General features: G+C 68.2%; 18 protein-coding genes. 14 read left to right on the top strand and 4 right to left on the bottom strand.

The window, feature by feature from the left end:
* Positions 1–5 precede the first annotated feature (5 nt).
* Positions 6–299 (bottom strand): hypothetical protein, encoded by a 294-nt coding sequence (locus AB8M85_RS09620; RefSeq protein WP_372698593.1) that lies wholly within the window; start codon positions 297–299, stop codon positions 6–8.
* A 105-nt stretch (positions 300–404) separates the two neighbouring features.
* Here AB8M85_RS09620 and AB8M85_RS09615 point away from each other — a divergent pair, with 105 nt between their 5' ends.
* Positions 405–1,577, top strand: a complete 1,173-nt coding sequence (locus AB8M85_RS09615; protein WP_372698592.1) for a glycoside hydrolase family 3 N-terminal domain-containing protein — start codon at positions 405–407, stop codon at positions 1,575–1,577.
* On the opposite strand, the gene AB8M85_RS09610 is transcribed toward AB8M85_RS09615, so the two are convergent.
* Positions 1,567–3,048, bottom strand: a complete 1,482-nt coding sequence (locus tag AB8M85_RS09610) for a SulP family inorganic anion transporter (RefSeq protein ID WP_372698591.1) — start codon at positions 3,046–3,048, stop codon at positions 1,567–1,569. The genes AB8M85_RS09615 and AB8M85_RS09610 overlap by 11 nt on opposite strands.
* 266 nt (positions 3,049–3,314) lie before the next feature.
* Here AB8M85_RS09610 and AB8M85_RS09605 point away from each other — a divergent pair, with 266 nt between their 5' ends.
* The 4 genes from AB8M85_RS09605 to AB8M85_RS09590 all read left to right on the top strand — a co-directional run bounded on the left by AB8M85_RS09605 (position 3,315) and on the right by AB8M85_RS09590 (position 7,186).
* A complete protein-coding gene (locus AB8M85_RS09605) occupies positions 3,315–4,940 on the top strand; it encodes a ribonuclease J (RefSeq protein ID WP_372698590.1) in 1,626 nt (541 codons plus the stop codon).
* Between the two features lie 118 nt (positions 4,941–5,058).
* Positions 5,059–5,355, top strand: a complete 297-nt coding sequence (locus AB8M85_RS09600) for an FAD-binding protein (protein ID WP_372698589.1) — start codon at positions 5,059–5,061, stop codon at positions 5,353–5,355.
* Positions 5,352–6,437 (top strand): FAD-binding oxidoreductase, encoded by a 1,086-nt coding sequence (locus AB8M85_RS09595; protein WP_372699076.1) that lies wholly within the window; start codon positions 5,352–5,354, stop codon positions 6,435–6,437. The genes AB8M85_RS09600 and AB8M85_RS09595 overlap by 4 nt, the downstream gene beginning before the upstream one ends.
* 35 nt (positions 6,438–6,472) lie before the next feature.
* Positions 6,473–7,186 carry a FadR/GntR family transcriptional regulator gene (locus AB8M85_RS09590; protein WP_372698588.1) on the top strand — a complete coding sequence of 238 codons (714 nt, stop codon included), beginning with the start codon at positions 6,473–6,475 and terminating at the stop codon, positions 7,184–7,186.
* 29 nt (positions 7,187–7,215) lie between these two features.
* On the opposite strand, the gene AB8M85_RS09585 is transcribed toward AB8M85_RS09590, so the two are convergent.
* Positions 7,216–8,220: an NADP-dependent oxidoreductase gene (locus tag AB8M85_RS09585; protein ID WP_372698587.1), complete on the bottom strand. Its 1,005-nt coding sequence runs from the start codon at positions 8,218–8,220 to the stop codon at positions 7,216–7,218.
* A 153-nt stretch (positions 8,221–8,373) separates the two neighbouring features.
* Here AB8M85_RS09585 and AB8M85_RS09580 point away from each other — a divergent pair, with 153 nt between their 5' ends.
* From AB8M85_RS09580 to AB8M85_RS09540, 9 genes are all read left to right on the top strand, one after another.
* On the top strand, positions 8,374–8,973 hold the full coding sequence (locus AB8M85_RS09580) for a TetR/AcrR family transcriptional regulator (protein WP_372698586.1): 600 nt from the start codon (positions 8,374–8,376) through the stop codon (positions 8,971–8,973).
* Positions 8,974–9,137: 164 nt separating this feature from the next.
* Complete coding sequence (locus tag AB8M85_RS09575; RefSeq protein ID WP_372699075.1) at positions 9,138–9,521, top strand: LexA family protein; 384 nt, start codon at positions 9,138–9,140, stop codon at positions 9,519–9,521.
* A gap of 55 nt (positions 9,522–9,576) precedes the next feature.
* Positions 9,577–10,050: an NUDIX domain-containing protein gene (locus AB8M85_RS09570; protein WP_372698585.1), complete on the top strand. Its 474-nt coding sequence runs from the start codon at positions 9,577–9,579 to the stop codon at positions 10,048–10,050.
* Positions 10,051–10,055: 5 nt separating this feature from the next.
* Complete coding sequence (locus tag AB8M85_RS09565; protein ID WP_372699074.1) at positions 10,056–11,375, top strand: Y-family DNA polymerase; 1,320 nt, start codon at positions 10,056–10,058, stop codon at positions 11,373–11,375.
* Between the two features lie 109 nt (positions 11,376–11,484).
* A complete protein-coding gene (locus tag AB8M85_RS09560; protein ID WP_372698584.1) occupies positions 11,485–12,753 on the top strand; it encodes an MFS transporter in 1,269 nt (422 codons plus the stop codon).
* Positions 12,754–13,080: 327 nt separating this feature from the next.
* Entirely contained in the window at positions 13,081–14,127 is a 1,047-nt protein-coding gene (locus AB8M85_RS09555; protein ID WP_372698583.1) for a thermonuclease family protein, read from the top strand.
* Positions 14,124–14,789: a VC0807 family protein gene (locus AB8M85_RS09550; protein ID WP_372698582.1), complete on the top strand. Its 666-nt coding sequence runs from the start codon at positions 14,124–14,126 to the stop codon at positions 14,787–14,789. Before AB8M85_RS09555 ends, AB8M85_RS09550 begins: the two co-directional genes overlap by 4 nt.
* Before the next feature lie 326 nt (positions 14,790–15,115).
* Positions 15,116–16,105 carry a thermonuclease family protein gene (locus tag AB8M85_RS09545; protein WP_372698581.1) on the top strand — a complete coding sequence of 330 codons (990 nt, stop codon included), beginning with the start codon at positions 15,116–15,118 and terminating at the stop codon, positions 16,103–16,105.
* A gap of 123 nt (positions 16,106–16,228) precedes the next feature.
* Positions 16,229–17,329 carry a type I restriction enzyme HsdR N-terminal domain-containing protein gene (locus AB8M85_RS09540; RefSeq protein ID WP_372698580.1) on the top strand — a complete coding sequence of 367 codons (1,101 nt, stop codon included), beginning with the start codon at positions 16,229–16,231 and terminating at the stop codon, positions 17,327–17,329.
* A gap of 193 nt (positions 17,330–17,522) precedes the next feature.
* Here the strand turns inward: AB8M85_RS09540 and AB8M85_RS09535 are convergent, their stop codons facing one another.
* On the bottom strand, positions 17,523–18,182 hold the full coding sequence (locus AB8M85_RS09535; RefSeq protein ID WP_372698579.1) for a LysE family translocator: 660 nt from the start codon (positions 18,180–18,182) through the stop codon (positions 17,523–17,525).
* Positions 18,183–18,257: the final 75 nt, after the last annotated feature.

Genomic DNA, 18,257 nt, shown 5'->3' with positions numbered 1-18,257 from the left:
GCCGGCTACGGGCGCAGGAACACCGACCGGCAGCGTTGAAGCGCCTCCCGCAGCTGCCCGACGGCCTCGGACATCACCGCGGTCCCCGGGTCCTGGAACGACCCCATGCCCCCACGCCACAGGGTCAGTGCCCGGGCGGCCGCCGTCCGGATCTCGGCGCGGTGCCGCGTGCCTGCGAAGAGTCCCTCGACCCAGTCCGCCACTCGGGCGCGATGGTCGTCACCGTCAGCGGCGGCTGCAGCGCGGAGCCCGGCCAGGGCGCGGTCCAGGTCCTCAAGCGCCCGGTCGATGGTCGGCATGCACCAAGGCTAACGCGGTCCCGCTGTTCCGGCCCTCACCGCCGGGCGCATCCGGGCCGAACGGGACTAGAATCGGCCCCAGCTTCACCCGGAAAAGAGGCCGCGATGCGTGCCATGGTCCCTGTCGTTTCCCGCCGGTTCGGGCGCCCTGCAGCGTCCGGGGCCTTGGCCCTCGCCCTGGTGGCGAGGTTCTCCCCGGTGGCCTTGACCCCCGCCCAGCAGCTGGCTCGCCTGACGTTGTACCAGCGCATCGGCAAGGTGCTCATGATGGGGGTTCCGGCCACGGGCGCCAACGCCACGACGCTGAACACCCTGACGCGCTTCCACGTGGGCAATGTCTTCCTTTCGAGGCGCAACGGCGGGACCGCCGCCACCCACGCCGTCGTCGCCCGGGTCAACGCCACCGTGGGCCAGCAGTCCACCGGAGGGCTGCCCCGGTTCATCGCCACCGACCAGGAGGGCGGGTACGTCCAGGTCCTCAACGGGCCCGGCTTCACCGACATGCCCACCGCCCTGCACCAGGGGACGTGGTCCACGGCCTACCTGCAGGCCCAGGCGGCGAAGTGGGCGCGCCAGCTCCGCTCCGCCGGCGTCAACGTCAACCTGGCGCCCGTGGGCGACACGGTTCCCAGTGCTGCGTTCGCCCCGTACAACTCGCCGATTGGCTACTGGCACCGCGAATTCGGGTACACCTCGGAGCACGTGGCCGCCGATGTGGACGCGTTCACCCGCGGGATGAAGGCCGGTGGGGTGGCGCCGGTGGTCAAGCACTTCCCGGGCCTGGGCCGGGTCACGAAGAACACCGACACCTCCGGGAACGTCAAGGACACCATCACCACCCGCTACAGCGCCTACCGGCGGCCCTTCGCGCGGGCGGCGAACCACGGGACCCGCTGGATCATGGTCTCCAACGCCTACTACACCCGGATCGACCTGCGGCATATCGGCACGTTCTCCCCGGTCATCATGAAGACGATGCTGCGCCACGACCTGGCCTTCAAGGGGATCGTCATCTCCGATGACCTGTGCAACGCCAGACAGCTATCCCCGTGGAGCTACGCCACGCGCGCGAAGACGTTCTTCACGGCCGGCGGCACCATGTTGCTGTGCGTCAACCCGGCGGCTTGCTGTGCGTCAACCCGGCGGCCCTGCCCACGATGTACTGGGCCCTGCTGGCCGAAGCGGAGCGCAGCCCCTCCTTCCGGGCCACCATCAACGCCGCGGCCTTGGAGGTACTCGACACGCAGGCCGGCAACTAGGCGGGCGCTCAGCCCTTGAGGAACCCCGAGAGCCGCCGGTCCAGCGCCGAGCTGCGTTCGTCCAGGCCCGTCACCGAGACCGTCGCCCCGTGTTTGGCGTACTTGTCGCGCACGGCGTCCAGCGCCGCGATCGTCGAGGCATCCCAGAGCTGGGCGGCCGAGAGGTCGATGACCACCCGGTCGGGGTCCTCGGCGTAGTCGAACTGCTCGACCAGGTCGTTGCTGCTGCCGAAGAACAGCGGACCGGCCACCGTATAGCCCACGGTGGCACCGTCGTCGTGCAGGTTCCGGCGCACCACCAGCACCCGGGCGACGCGGCGGGCGAAGAGCACCATGGCCAGCAGCACGCCGACCCCGACCCCGACCGCCAGGTTCCCCGTGGCCACGACGGAGGCGATCGTCAGGACCATGACCAGCGTCTCGGGGACCGGCATGCGGCGCAGCGTCCCCGGGCTGACGGAATGCCAGTTCACGGTCTGCACGGCCACCACCATCATCACGGCGGCCAGGGCGACCATCGGGATGCGGGCCATGACGTCGCTCAGCGAGGTGATCAGCAGCAGCAGGAACAGCCCGGCCACCAGCGTGGAGATGCGGGTCCGGGCCCGGCCGAGCTTCACGTTGACCACGGTCTGCCCGATCATGGCGCACCCGCCGATGCCGCCCCAGGTCCCTGCCAGCAGGTTCGCCACGCCCAGCGCCCACGATTCGCGGCCCTTGTTCGAGTGCGTCTCGGTCAGGTCGTCGGTGACCTTGGCGGTCAGCAGGGTCTCGAGCAGCCCGACGAAGGCCACGGACAGGGCCGTCGGCCAGATCAGGTGCAGCGTCTCCAGGCTCACCGGCACCCCGAGCGCGGTCAGCCCGGGCAGCGGCCCGCCGATCGTGCCCTCGCCGGCGACGTTGGGGATGTTCCAGTTGAACAGCACGACGGCGGCGGTGGCGATCGCGATGGCCACCAGTGGCGCGGGGACCACCGTGGCGAAGCGGGGGAGCAGCACCACGATGAGCAGGACGACGGCGAAGACCGCGTAGCCCAGCGGGGGCAGATCCAACACGTGCGGGACCTGGGCCATGAAGATCATGATGCCCAGGCCGTTGACGAATCCGAGCATGACCGAGCGCGGGATGAAGCGCATCAGCCGGGCGAGGCCGAAGACCCCGAACGCCACCTGGACCAGGCCGGCGAGGATGATCGTGGGCAGCAGGTACTCGACGCCGTGTGCCTTCACCAAGGGGCCGACCACCAGCGCCACCGACCCGGCGGCGGCCGTGATCATCGCCGGCCGGCCACCCAGGAAGGACATCGACACCGCCAGGACCACCGAGGCCACCAGGGACACCTGCGGGTCGACCCCGGCAATGACGGAGAAGGAGATGACCTCGGGGATGAGCGCGAGGGTCGTGACGATCCCGGCGAGGACCTCGGTGGTCAGGGCGCGCGGATGGCGCAGGACGCTGCTGACGGTGGCGGGGGCGGGAACGGCTGACACAAGGGACAACTTTACGTGGTGCCGGGTGACCGGGGCGGCGGGTGAGGGCAGCCGGCACGGCCAGGGTGGGCAAGCGGTGGTAAAGTCGGAATAGATACGCGTCCGTCGCCATGCCTCGGGACGCCCCAGATTTTCCCGGTTTGCTCCGGCGTCGACCGATAAAACCGACGCTGCCGGCCGGATACGAAAAAACAACACCGCACAGAGAACGGACCCTCTTGAGAAAAAAGCAGCACCAGACCCCGCCCGCCCTCGCGAAGGGAGCCATGCGGATCACCCCGCTGGGCGGCCTGGGCGAGATCGGCCGCAACATGACCGTCTTCGAGTACGGCGGCAAATTGCTGATCGTCGACTGCGGCGTCCTGTTCCCGGAGGAACAGCACCCCGGCGTCGACGTGATCCTGCCCGACTTCTCGGCGATCCGCGACCGCCTCGATGACGTCGTCGGCGTCGTGCTCACGCACGGCCACGAGGACCACATCGGCGGCATCCCGTACCTGCTCCGCGAGCGCGCGGACATCCCGCTGATCTCCGCCCGGCTGACCCTGGCGTTCGTGAAGACCAAGCTGCAGGAACACCGCATCAAGCCCAAGGTCGTCCAGGTCAAGGAGGGCGAGCGCAAGAAGTTCGGCCCCTTCGACCTCGAGTTCCTGGCCGTGAACCACTCCATCCCCGACGGCCTGGCCGTGGCGATCCGCACCCCCGCGGGCCTGGTGCTGGAGACCGGCGACTTCAAGATGGACCAGTTCCCGCTGGACCGCCGCATCACCGATCTGGCCGGGTTTGCCCGGCTGGGCGAGGAGGGCGTGGACCTGTTCATGCCCGACTCCACCAACGCCGAGGTCCCCGGCTTCATGGCCGCCGAGGCCGAACTGCTGCCGGCCATCGACAACGTCATGCGCACCTCCCCGCGCCGCGTGATCGTCTCCTCGTTCGCCTCGCACGTGCACCGCATCCAGCAGGTCATCGATTCGGCCCACAAGTACAACCGCAAGGTCGCCTTCGTCGGCCGCTCGATGGTCCGCAACATGGGCACCGCCAAGGAGCTCGGCTACCTGAAGATCCCGCGCAACGTGCTGGTGGACTTCAAGGAGGTGGAGAAGATGGCCCCGGAGAAGGTCGTCATCATCTGCACCGGCTCCCAGGGCGAGCCGATGGCCGCCCTGGCCCGCATGGCCAACCAGGACCACGTCATCGACCTGGTCCAGGACGACACCGTGCTGCTGGCCTCCTCGCTGGTCCCGGGCAACGAGACCTCGATCTACCGCCTGATCAACGACCTGACCAAGCTCGGCGCCAACGTCGTGCACAAGGGCAACGCCAAGGTCCACGTCTCCGGGCACGCCTCCGCCGGCGAGCTGGTGTACTGCTACAACCTGGTCCGCCCGAAGAACGTCATGCCCGTCCACGGCGAGCACCGCCACCTGAAGGCCAACGCCGAACTGGCCATCCGCACCGGCGTGGACCCGAAGAACGCCCTGGTCCTGGAGGACGGCGTGACCGTCGACCTCAAGGACGGCGTCGCCCGCGTTTCCGGCAACGTCGCCGCCGACTACGTCTACGTCGAGAACATGGTCGCCGGCGCGGCCACGGAGGAGTCCCTGCAGGACCGCATCCGCCTGGCCGAGGACGGCGCGCTGACCGTGCTGGCCATCGTCGACCCGGAAACCGGCGCCCTGGAGGAGGACCCCGAGTTCTTCCCGGTCGGCTTCACGTTCTCCGACAAGGACCTCGGCAAGGCCGTGGGCATCGTGGAGAAGACCCTCGGCGGGCTCAAGGGCCCCAAGACCGGACCCGACGCCGAGCGCGCGATCTCCCAGGCCCTGGTGCGCTGGTCCGACCGCGCCATGCGCCGCAAGCCGGTCGTCACGGTCATCACCGTCGACGCCTAGCCACCGCGCAGCACCGAACCGGCCCCGATCACCACGATCGGGGCCGGTTTTTTCATGCACGACGGCGGTGCCGGGCTGGCGCGCACGTCGGATCCCGGCCCCGGACGAAGGGGGCCTCATGGACACGGCACCCGTCGATTCCAGGCTCTCGGCATCTGCAGCCCTGCTCGGGGCCGCCCCGCACGCCTCCACCGACCGGGAGGACCGGGCACGGGCCAGCACGGATCGGTCGGGGTATGTCTCCCCGTCCCTGCCGGTCGGGGTCGTCTACGCGGAGTCTGTGGACGACGTCGTTGACACCCTGCGGCGCGCCACGGAACTGGGCGTGCCCGTGGTTCCGCGCGGCGCCGGCACCGGCCTGCCCGTGGTTCCGCGGCCCGGGCCGGCGAGGTGGTCCTGGACGTGTCGCGGATGAATCGGATCCTGGACATCGACCCGGTGGAGCAGATCGCCGTCGTCGATCCGGGCGTGCTCAACGCCGAGGTCAACCAAGCGGTCGCCGAGCATGGGCTCTTCTATGCGCCCGACCCGGCCAGCACTGCGATCTGCTCGATTGGCGGGAATGTCGCCACCAACGCCGGTGGCATGTGGTGCGCCAAGTACGGGGTGACCCGCGAATCCATCCTGGCGCTGCGGGTGGTGCTGCCCGACGGGCGGATCCTCGACACTGGACGCCGCACCATCAAAGGCGTCACGGGCTACGACCTGAACGCGCTGATGATCGGCTCCGAGGGGACCTTGGGGATCGTGGTGGAAGCGACCCTGCGGCTGCGCCCCAAGCCCGTGCACACCGCGACGCTGGTCGCCTACTTCCAGGACGTCGCAGCAGCGGCGCAGGCCGCGTCGGCCATCATCGCCGCCCGGGTGCAGCCCTCGGTGCTCGAGCTCATGGACGGAAAGACGCTCGAGGCGGTCGATGCGGCACAGGGCACCGACCACGCCGCCCGAGGCTCGGCTTTCCTGCTCGCCCAGACCGACGGCTACGGGGCGCACCTGGAGCAGGAGGTCCTCATCGAGGCCATCCGGCCGTTTGCCTCCTCGATGGAGCAGGCCACCGATGCCGACCAGGCCGAGGCGCTGATGGCGGCGCGTCGGGCCGCCATCCCGGCGGTCGAGCGGCTGGGCAGGGTCTCGATCTGCGACGTCGGCGTGCCCCGGAACCGCCTGGCCGAGGCCTTCGCCGGACTCGACGAAATCGCCCGCAGAACCGGCGTGCGGATCTTCACCGTCGCCCATGCCGCCGAGGGGAACCTGCACCCGATCATCGCCGTCGAGCCCGGGGAATCGATCACCGACGGCCCGGCCAAGGAGGCGCTCGCACAGATGTTCCACCTGGCCCAGCGTCTGGGCGGCACGTTGACCGGCGAACACGGGGTCGGCCTGCTCAAGCGCGATTGGCTGCAGGAGGAACTGGGGGATGTCTCCCTGGGAATCCAGCGCGCGATCCGCGACGTGTTCAATCCGGACGGTTTGCTGAACCCCGGCAGGGCGATCTGAGGGTGCCGGATTCAGGGCCGAGGCAGCCCGTGCCCGTGTCGGACGCAGCCGACCCGCCGGCGCCGCGGCGAACCTATGATGCGCTGCTGTCCGATATTGAGGCGGGGCTGGGCTCGGGGCAGCTGCGCCTGGGGGACCGGCTTACGGGGGAACGCGCCCTGGCCGAGAAATACGGCATCTCCCGCGCCTCGGTCCGCGAAGCCGTCCGCATCCTCGACGTCATGGGCATCCTGCAGGTCCCCACCAATGCCGGCCCGAAGTCGGGGCCGGTCATCGTCTCGAACCCGTCGCTGGGCTTCTCGGCCGCGCTCCGGTTCCACCTCGCGGCCAAGCGGCTCCCGGTTGCGGACATCGTGGAAACACGCATCCTGCTGGAGACCTGGGCCGCCCGGAACGCCCCAGAGCGGGCGGAACTCGCCGGTCTGGAGGAGGCGCGTGCACTGCTCGAGGCCATGGACGCACCGGGCCTGGACCCCGAGGAGTTCCACGGGCTCGACGCCCGCTTCCACGTGGCGCTGAGCAGGTTGGGCGGCAACGCGGTCGTCGAGACGCTGATGGAGGCCCTGGGAAGTTCCATCAGCGGCTACATCCGCGAGGCGATGGAGGCGGCGGGTGGCTCGCCGGAGGTCCTGGACGACTTGAAGTCGCAGCACCACGCGATCTTCGACGCCGTCCGGGACGGAGACCGGCAGGCGGCGGCGGACATGATCCAGGGCCATGTCTCCTGGCTCCACGACCGGGCCCGGTAGCCAGGCCCGCCGACAGCCGCCCGACGCGGTTAGAGCCTGACGACCATCTTGCCGGTGTTCGCCCCGCGCAGCAGGTCCAGGAAGGCCCGGACCGCGTGGTCCAGGCCGTCGACGACGGTTTCGTCGAAGACGATGTCGCCCCGGACCAGCCATGCGCCGACCTGGTCGGCGAAGGCCCCGAAGTGCTGCTGGTAGTGGCCGACGGTGAATCCCTCCAGACGCAGTCCCCGCGTAACCAGGTTGGCCATGTTCCGCGGCCCCGGAGCCGGCTCGGTGGCGTTGTACTGGGAGATCGCCCCGCACAGTGCCACGCGTCCGCCGTCGTTCATCGCCCCGATGGCGGCCTCGAGGTGCTCTCCGCCGACGTTGTCGAAGTAGACGTCGATGCCCTCGGGAGCAGCGCTGGCCAGCTGCCCGTCGATGTCGCCGTCCTTGTAGTTGAAGGCCGCGTCGAAGCCGTACCGGGAGGTCAGCAGGTCGATCTTCTCCTGGCTGCCGGCGGAGCCGATGACCCGGGCGGCGCCCTTGAGCCGCGCGATCTGCCCGACCATGGTGCCCACGGCGCCGGCGGCCCCCGAGACGAAAACGGTGTCGCCCTCCTGCAGGGACGCGATCTCCAGCAGGCCGACCCACGCGGTCAGTCCGGTCATGCCCAGCGTGCCCAGGTAGACCGACAGCGGCAGTCCGGGCAGTTCGGCGACGGCGCGGAAGTCGGCGGCCGGGCCCTGGGCGATGTCGCGCCAGCCCTGGCTGTGCAGGACCGGCGTGCCGACGGCCAGGGATTCGTCCCGGCTCTCGACGACGCGGCCGACCGCGCCCCCGGTCATGACCTCGTCGAGCCGGAAGGGCGGGACGTAGGACTTCACGTCGTTCATGCGCCCGCGCATGTAGGGGTCGACCGAGATGAACTCGTTGGCGACGCGGACCTCGCCCGCGTCCAGCGCCGGGAGATCGACGACGGCGGTGCGGAAGTTGTCCTGGTCGGGCCATCCGGTGGGGCGGCTGGCGAGCTGGATGTGCGTGCTGGAGGTCATGGTTCTGCTCCCTCGGACGAGTGGTGTCGCGGTCTGCGATGACCCTACAATATTGGAACGACCAGTACACAATGGGAATTCGAGACGAAGTTCACCCACGGCGCACCGCCGCAGGGCGAACGGGACAAGCGACCGGGACAGGCGGCAGCACAGATGGCACGGACCAGGGCATTCGACACCGACGAGGTCGTCCGCGCAGCGCGGGAGGTCTTCTGGACCTGGGGCTACGACGCCGCGGCGATGCCGGAACTGGAGCGGTCCACCGGGCTGGGGCGGTCGAGCCTCTACAACGCCTTCGGGTCCAAGCGGGGACTGTTCGACGCCGCCGTGCAGAGCTACCTGGACGAGGTCGTCCGCCCCCGCCTTGCTGCCTTGGCCGCCGCGCCGACGGGGGCTGAGGGCCTGCGCGGGTACTTCGACTCCATCGCCGAGGCCGTGCTGGGCAGCGCGGGCGGCCAACAACGGGGATGCCTGCTGCTGGCTGCCGCGTCGGGGCGCAGCGGGCAGGACGACGAGGTCCGCTCCGCCGTGGATGCCTACCGCGCGGAGGTCACCGGCGCCTTCGCCGCCGCACTGCTCCGCGACGTCCCCGCGGCGGGGGACGGGGCGTCCGCCGCACGGGTCGCCGACGGCGCCCGGCTGCTGTTCGCCCTGTTGACGGCCGGCATGGCCCTGGCGCGCATCAACGGAGAGGAGGCCGCGGCGACACTGCGGGCGGCCGCGGACTTCACCGGACCCTTGGCGCCCTGCTGAAGGCCGTCTCCGCCGCCGGTGTCGGAGGGCAGGGATGCCCCATCTGGTGCGCGCCCCTGCGGTGCTAGAGTTGTCATCGAAAGTATGTTCTACTCCAGGGGGTTGTCGTGTTTGGTCAGGACCCCGTCCACGTGCCCCCTCCCGGCACCGGGCCCGGGGAAGACATCCCGGGCGGCTCCACCGTGGGGCGACAAGCCAGCGGCTTCCCCTCGCCGGCCCGTGACTACTTCCACGGCGGCATCGACCTGAACCGCCACCTGATCCGCGACCGCACCTCGACGTTCATCATGCGCGTCTCCGGCAATTTGATGGCCGCTTCGGGCATCTGCGAAGGCGACGAGGTGATCGTCGACCGTTCCGTGGAGCCCCGGGACGGGAAGGTGGTCATCGCCGTGCTCGACGGTGAACTGGTCATCCGACGGCTCGCCGCCGACGCATCCGGGGTCAGCCTGCAGACCGACGAGCCGTCCTCCCGGCCGCTCGCCGTCCCGCAGCTGGAGGACCTGAAGATCTGGGGCGTCGTCACGCGCTGCCTGCACCATGTCTGAGCCCCCGGGGGTCGGAGGGCAGCCGAACGCGGGGGCCCGGTCCACCCTGGTGCCAGTGGCCTATGTTGTCTTCCGGCGCGGCGAAGAGGTCCTGCTCCAATTGCGCCGCGGAACCGGGTACATGGACGGCTGGTGGTCAACGGCAGCTGCAGGCCATGTCGAGGCCGGTGAATCCGTCGAGGAGGCGGCAGCCCGGGAGGCACTTGAGGAACTCGGGGTCGTCGTTGCCCCCGCCGACCTGATGCCGTTGAGCGTGATGCACCGGGCCCAGCTGGACGGCACCGACACCGCCCGGGTCGACTTCTTCTTCACCTGCACGAACTGGACCGGCTGCCCCCGCGTCCGGGAAGCAGACAAGGCCTCCGAGGTCGGGTGGTTCGCCATCGACGACCTGCCCCACCTGCTGGTCCCGCACGAACGCCATGTGCTGGAGCGCCTCCAAACGGGCCTGCCACCGATCATCTCGCATGGCTTCGGCACTGCCGGATCCGCGGAACCCTGCCGCACGGACAGCCGGGGGCAGCGGTGAGCGCCATGCGCCTGGCGCTGGTGGACGTGAACAACTTCTATGTCTCCTGCGAGCGCGCCTTCGACCCACGGCTGGAAGGGCGCCCCGTCGTCGTGCTCTCGAACAACGACGGATGCGTCGTCGCGCGCTCGGAGGAGGCCAAGCGGGCGGGGATCAAGACCGGCACGCCGTGGTTCCAGGTGCAGGGCCGTGCCACGGCGCTGGGCCTGGTGGCCCGGTCGAGCAATTACGAGCTCTACGGGGACATGTCCGCGCGGGTCATGGAGGTGATCGGCCGGTTCGGGGCGTGGCAGGAGGTCTACTCCATCGACGAGTCGTTCATCGGGCTGCCCGGAGACGAGGGGGCGCTGCGGTCGACGGCCGGGCGGATCCGGGAGGCGGTCTGGCGCCATGTCGGGGTGCCGGTCTGCGTGGGCGTGGCACCGACGAAGACGCTGGCCAAGTTCGCCAACCACGTGGCCAAGCGCAACCCGGGCCTGGGTGGGGTCTGTTCGCTGGGCAGCGTTCCGGACGAGGAGATCCGGCGCATCCAGTCACGCGTTCCCGTCACGGGGTTGTGGGGCGTGGGCGGGCGGACCGGGAAGCGGCTCAATGCGCTGGGCATCGACACGATCGCCGACCTGCGGGATGCCGATCCGCTGATGATCCGCAAGAAGTTCTCCGTGGTGCTCCAGCGCACCGTGCTCGAACTCAACGGCACCCCCTGCATCCCCGAGGTGGAGGAACGGGCGGACAAGGCGCAGATCATGTTCTCGCGCAGCTTCTCGACCCCGGTCACCACGAGTGCCGACATGGAGCAGGTCATGGCGCTGTACGCCCAACGCGGTGCCGCCCGGCTGGCGGCCGAGGGCCTGCGGGCCTCGATGCTCACTGTCAGCGCCGGGGTCAGCCGGTTCGCGGCCGCCGCCCCGGCCTCCGGTTCCGGGGAAGGGGCCGACGCGCAGGCCCCCGGGCCGCAGGCGTCGAACCCGGTCGTGTCCGTCCGGCTGCCCGCGCCGACGCAGGATCCGATCGTGCTGACCCGCGCCGCCGTATCGGCGATGCGCGGGCGCATGGTGCCGGACACCCGGTATGTGCGTGCCGGGGTGATGTTCTCCGGGCTCGAGCCGGCCACCGGGCAGGCCACGTTCGACGCGTTCACCGACGAGGCAGGGCAGCCGGACATGGGCACGCTGCTCGGCGACGTTCGGGCCCGGTTCGGCGAGGCGGCCATCGGGTTAGGCCATGCGGGGCTGGCCGAGCCGGCGGGGTGGACCATGAAGCGGGAGTTCGCCTCCCCGCGCTACACCACCGACTGGGCGGATCTGCCGGTCGTCTCCGCCTGAGCATGGTCCGGCGGCAGCCAGCGGCTCCGTCGGTGCACGATGCGTGCCCGGGCCGGCCGGGAGGGTAACCTGATGACGTTTTGCCCGCACTGCCCGAACCGGAGGCCCCATGTCGTCAGCGTCCACCGGTCCACGGTCCCAGGGCTGGTTGTGGACGCTGGTGGTTGCGGGTTTCTTCTCGCAGACGGCGCTGAACCTCGTCCGCCCGGTCACCACCTACAAGCTCATCGACCTGGGCGCCGACGCGACGGCCGTCGGCCTGGTGACCGCCGCCTACGCCATCCTCCCGGTGGTCAGTGCCATGTGGCTGGGCCGGTTAACCGACCGGATCCCGGGGCTGCGCGTGATGGTCGGCATCGGCGCCCTCGTCCTCGCCGCCGGTGCCGCCGCACTGGCGCTCGCCGGCACCATCGTCTGGGTGGCCGCCGCCAGCGCCGTGCTGGGCATGGGCCACCTCATCTTCACGATCGCCGGGCAATCGGCCATCGCCCGCTTCTCCCCGAACGACCAGCTGGACCGGGGCTTCGGGTGGTTCACCGCGGCCTACGCGGGCGGCCAGATCGCCGGTCCGCTGGTCGCCGGCCTGCTCCTGGGAGACGGCGCCGGCATCGGGCCCGGAACCCGGGCCGAGGGCACGACTTTCTCGATGTGGCTGGGAGCCGCCTTGGCATTGACGGTCCTGCCCGTCCTGCTGCCCGGCATCATCGCCAGCCGCGGCGGAACCCGCGGCCGGGGCACGGCGCCGGGGGAGCGCCGCCGTCGTGCCGTCCTGTCCGCACCGGCGCCACAGGACGACGGCGGTCCCGGCCGCCCGACGATGGGCGCCATCCTGAACAGGCCCGGTGTGCGGTCCAACATGCTCGCATCGCTCGCCCTCCTGGCCATGCTGGACATCCTCACCGCCTTCCTGCCGCTGGTGGGTGAAGCGCACGGCGTCTCGCCGGCATGGATCGGGATGCTACTGGCCGCCCGCGGCGCCGGGACGATCATCTCGCGCGGCTTCCTGCCCTACCTCAGCCGCCGGATCGCGCGCCGGATACTGCTCATGGGCAGCCTCTACGGGGCCGGCATCTGCCTCGCCGTGCCCGCCCTGGTCATCGACACCCCGTGGGCGACGCTGGTGCTGCTCTTCGCCGGCGGGATCTTCCTGGGGCTGGGCCAGCCGCTGACGATGTCGCTGATCTCCGAGTCCGTGCCGCACTCCTGGCGCGGCTCCGCCTTGGCCGTGCGCCTCATGGGGAACCGACTGGGCCAGGTCGTCATGCCGCTGGCGGCCGGCCTGATCGCGGCACCGCTCGGTCCGGCCGGGGCCATCTGGTTCGGCTGCGCTGTCCTGGTGGGCAGCGGGGTGCAGAAGAGCCTCGGACCCGCTCGCTGACGGCCCGGCTACCCCGACCGGCTATGGCACGCCGGGATTTCACGGTAAAATCGACGCGGTCAGTTGTCCCCGCCGCGTCCCGTCCCGCAGGTGGGTCCGCCTGACGCGGTACCGCTTCCGCCAGTCCGCAGCCCGCAGCACCACTGCCGCGGGTCGCGCGGGAGCATGGATGCCCCGGCAACGGGGTGCCGCCGTCGTACATGGAGTGTGGTCCGGGCGGGGGCCGGCGGATGCCGTGGCCCCGCAGGCCCACACCGCGGACACTCCCTGAAACCCACTGGAGGCTAGCGCGTGGTCGCACCATCGTCCCTGAACAATCGCCCATTGATGAAAGCCGCTGCCATGGTGTTGGGCGCCCTCGTGGTGACCACGTCGTTGGCCGGTTGCCGCATGGACGCCCCCAATGGAAACGTTCCCAACGTGGGCGGCAAGGTGGTGCGCGTCGTGGACGGCGATACCTTCATCGCCTCGGTCGACGGCAAGGAGAAGACCGTCGACCTGCTCAACGTCTTGGCACCCGTGGACGGCGACCAGGCCGAGTGCCTGGGCGCCGAGGCCACCAAGCACCTGAAATCGGTGTTGCGCGAGGGGGACAAGGTCCGCCTGCAGTACGACGACGACCTGCCGCCCAAGCGCAAGGAGAACCGGGCCGCCGCCTTTTCCGCAGGTGTCTTCGTCAATGAGGAGGTTGCCGAGGCCGGCTTCGCCGTCGCCGAGAAGGACAGCCCCAACAACCCCTATTACGACCGTGTCCTGGCCGGGCAGCAGAAGGCCCAGCAGCGCGGGGACGGCTTGTTCGACGGCAGCCGCGATTGCACAGTCGCCTCGACCGTCCAGCCGGTCATGAAGCGCATGAAAGCCGTCCCCACATCCACACCGCTGAGCGTCGAGGCCGCGGACACGATGGTCTCCGACCTCGAGTCGATCGTCTCCGACGGCGTCGCGGCCAAGGAGGCCCTGGCGGGCATGCAGGTCCCGGAGGGCAGTGCTCAGGCCGTTGTCTATGCCGCCGAGCGTCCGCGCTGGGACAAGCAGATCGCCACCACCATCGCGGCCGCGAAGAAGCGCCTGGACTCCGTCGAAGGCGAGCAGAAGAAGCTCGTGGCGGAAAAGAAGGCGGAGGAGAAACGCAAGCGCGAAGAGGCCGCGGCCGAGCGTGCCGCCGCCGAGCGCGCCCGCGAGCGGGAAGAGGCCGCCGCGGAGGCCAAGGCGAAGGCCGAGGCCGAGAAGGAAGCCCAGGAGGAAGCGGCCAAGGAATCCAAGGAAGCGGAGGAATCCAAGAAGGCGAAGGAATCCAAGAAGGCCGAGGAGTCCAAGAAGGCCGAGGAGTCCAAGAAGTCCAAGTCCGACAAGGGTGACGGCAAGAAGCCATGACGGCAGCGCCAGCGGGACGGCGCCGGGGACGCGCGGTGATCGTGTTCCTCATCTCGCTGGCCGTGCCAGTTGGCCTGTATTACCTCCTGCGCGGTCTGGGGGTCGGGGTCTATGCCGCCTTGCTGGTCACCGGGGTGCTCTCCGCGGCCCCGTCGGTCTACCAGCTGGTACGCGGCAAGGTCGTGGGCCGGATCGCGCTCTACTTCTCGTTCATGTCCGTCGGGGCACTGCTCATCTCGGCGGTGCCGGGGGACGAGCGCTTCCTGCTGGCCAAGGGGGCGGTGCTGACCGCTGCCACCGCCGTTGTCTTCGCGCTCAGCCTCCGGGCCAGGCGCCCTGTGGTCTTTTCGTTGAGCCGTCCGTTGCTCGAGGGGCGGTGGAACTGGCCCGCCGGCTGGGACGGCCTGTACGAGGAATCGAGCCGGTTCCGCAGGATGTGGCGGGTTTCAACCGTGCTGTGGTCCCTGGGGCTGCTGGCCGACGCCGCGGGCCGCGTCCTGATGGCCTTCACCCTGCCGCCCGACGTCGTTCCGGCCCTGGCGACGGTCCTCTATGTGGCCACGCTGGTCGTCCTGAACGTCGGCGTGAATGCCTACTACATCACCTGCGGCGTCTTCAGGCGGGGCTCCCGCCTGTACGAGCGGGATTTGGCCACCGGCTGAGGCGGCAGAAAACGACGCATGCAGGACGGGTCTTTGTAGAACCGCTCCGTTCCGGCCCAGGGCGCTACTGCCGTCTTTGTCCCCGTGGATAACGATGAACCGGGCGGAAGCCGATAATATTCTGGTCTAAATGTGTTCAGGATAATTGGGGGGAAATTTGTCGCGTCTCGGGTCCAAAATGGAGTTGCCGCGCAAGAGTATTGCACTTGCCGCCGCCCTTCCTCAGCGGTAGCCTCATTTTGAGTGCTTGCACGGTTGCAGACGCAGGCCAGCAGACGGACGGAGGCGAAGCGACCGTCGTCCGTGTTATCGATGGCGATACCCTCGTGGCCTCACTCAACGGTGATGAACGAACGGTGCGGTTGCTCAACGTCGACACACCAGAGACCAAAAAGCCCGACACGCCGGTGCAGTGTCTGGGACCGGAGGCCACGGAGTACTTGAAGCAGCGACTGCCGGTCGGAAGCAGCGTCCACTTGGAATACGACGTCGAACGAACTGACAAATACGAACGAACTTTGGCAGGCGTATTCCATAACGGGGAATTCATCAACGCGGAAATCGCTCGCGCAGGCTACGGGGTAGCGGTACTTTTCGAGCCCAATGACCGTTTTTACGAAGATGTGCGAGAAGCCCAAGAGGAGGCATCCGTTCGCAAGGCAGGTCTCTTCAGCCCGGAAGTCGACTGTTCGATTCCCGGTCAGGTCCAGACGGCGCTTGAGGACCTGTCAGCGCTGACAACAGAGGCTCCAGCCACAGCCCAGGAAGCTTCGGCATTCCTCGCTGGCGCTGTCGCAGCGATATCGGTAGCAGAAGCAGCGGACGCGCTTCTTCATGGGGCCGATGAGTCGGCCGACGCGGTCCGCTCCGGTGTGCGAACCTCGGTGGCGGGGACATTGGCCCCGAAGCTGGCGACTGCTGTGAAACGGGCAACGAAGCGCAAATCCTGGCTCAAGAGGCAACAAAACGTCCTGACGACAAAGGAGCGGAAGGCGGCAGAGAAAGCCAAGGCGGAAGCCGCAGCTGCCAAGCGTGCTGAGCAGGACCGGAAGGCAGCTATCCAAAAAGCAGAAGAAGTTCGGAAGGCCAAGGCCCAGCGAGAAGCTGCGAAGGTGGCGGATCGCAAGCGCGCTGCTCAAGAAGCAGCCAGAATCGCAGAACAGCGAGCCGAACGGCAAGCCGTCCGTCGAACGACTGAGCGCCCGGCCGCGCCTGAGAGGAAAACTGCTCCTAAGAAGTCCAGCAATCCCTACCCCGGATACACAGGACCTCGCTGCTATGCGCCGGGCGGTAAGTCTTGGAAGCCCTGCCCGTGACGCAGAGGATGTTCCAAAAAGATTAGTACCGGTCTAACCGTTTCGGACCGAGTGCCCGGAAGCAGCCGCGTGGGGAACAGCGGTAGTGTGGGAAATGGAGCAACAACTTGAATTGGGGGGAAAGTGGAACTATCTGAGCGCCTGGCGGCATTGGCCGCAAAGGTAAAACATCAGCGCGGCGCCATCGAGACGGAAGAGGCAACCAAGAACGCCTTTATCATGCCGTTCATTTCCACGGTGCTTGGCTATGACGTCTTCAACCCGTTGGAGGTCATTCCCGAGTTCACGGCGGACGTCGGCATCAAGAAGGGGGAGAAGATTGACTACGCCATCGTAAAAGACGACGAAGTTCAGATCCTCATTGAATGCAAGCGCTCCTTGGGGCCGTTGACTATAGAGAACGCCTCACAGCTGTTCCGCTATTTTGCCGCCACCACAGCGCGCATCGCTGTCCTGACGAATGGCGAGATCTATCAGTTCTACACTGATTTGGAAGCTCCGAACCGCATGGACTCCAAGCCGTTCCTGATCCTCGATCTCAGCGATATCGACGAGACCCTGGTTCCGGAGATTCAGAAGCTTTCCAAGGAAGTTTTCGACTTGGAATCGATCATCAATTCCGCGGAAGAATTGAAATACATCGGTCATCTTAAACGCGTGATCGGAAAGCAATTTCAGGAGCCCGACGAAAACTGGGTAAAGCTCCTGTCGAGCCAGGTATATGACGGAGTGTTTACGGCACGCGTGCGAGAGCAGTTCTCCGGGCTGGTCAAGAAGGCGTCGCGCCAGTTCCTGAGCGATCAGGTGAACGACAGGCTGAAGGCGGCGCTGCGGGACACCTCCGGTCCTGCCTCCTCGGAGGAGGAAATGGCAGCGTCGGTGAATAGCGCCGAAGTAGTTGAAGCGGATCTAGCTGATGACGGAGTCGAGACGACGTTTGAGGAGCTCGAAGGATTCCAGATCGTCCGGGCGATCGTATGCAGTCATGTGAAGCCTCATCGTGTCGTCTATCGCGACGCCAAATCCTACTGCGCGGTCCTCTTGGACGACAATAACCGACGTCCTATTGCACGTCTGCACTTCAACAGGTCGCAAAAGTATCTGGGTGTCTTTGACGATGACAAAGTCGAAACCCGGCATCCCATATCGTCGCTTGACGAGATCTACGGTTACGCAGAACAGCTGCGCGAGACTGCTGCTCGGCACACAAACGCGGCTGTTTGAGCCCTGCATGCTGCCCGAGAACATCGGTCCAAGCGTTCTAGAGCGAGCTGGGGTCAGGGGGTCGCCCCGGGCAACGGCGACAGGGGGACAACGAACAGCCGCAGAATTGGCACTTGAGTTGCGGCGCCTGTGGGCAACCATCAGATACCCGTGGAAACGGTTTTCCTGCTGCACACTGTCTGTCCGGTAACGGTTAGGCTGCGCTGAATGCCGCGATCTGCTCGGCCAGCAACAGGGCGCCCAACGCCAGCATGATGACACCGCTGGCCAGGGTCACGATGCGCGCCGCCGATGGCCGGCTGGCCAGCAGGCGGCGCGCGCCGAAGGCCACCCCGGTGTACACGATGGCGGAGACCAGCAGGTGTGATATGCCCAGGATGCCGGTCTGCACGGGCGCTGGCAGATTCGCATCCAGGTCGATGAACTGCGGGATGAGGGCCAGGTATAGGAGCAGGGCCTTCGGGTTGGTGCCGCTGGTGCCCAGACCCTTTAGGAAGCTGCCGGCGTTGCCCGGCTGTGGCTGGCCGGATTCGGCGGCTGCCGTGTAGCCGGCTGAACGCCAGGAACGCGTGGTCGAGACACCGAGCCAGAGCAGGTAGGCGGCCCCGGCAATCGTCAGCCCGGCGAGCAATTGCGGCATGGCGATCACGAGTGCGGCCAAGCCGGCGACGATCAGCAGCGTGTGCAGCAGGTAGCCGCCGAGCAGGCCTCCGACTGCCGGGGCGATCCGGCGTCCACCGAGCCCAGAGGAAATGGCAAAGGCCCAATCGGCGCCAGGTGTCAGGGCCAAGGCGACCGATACGGTGGCGAATCCGAGGATCAGGTGGGGGTCCATGTCGGTCTCCTGCGTCATGCTGTTGCTATCGGGACAAGCTTAGGGAGATTGTGGCCATAAGTGCTTACCTATCCTGCGTCTGAAGTAGGTTCC

Origin of the sequence: Arthrobacter sp. JSM 101049, assembly GCF_041679245.1 — a bacterium.
Lineage (GTDB): Bacteria > Actinomycetota > Actinomycetes > Actinomycetales > Micrococcaceae > Arthrobacter_H.
The sequence above is the reverse complement of the archived record's forward strand: the minus strand, read 5'-3'. Positions and strand labels throughout refer to the sequence as shown.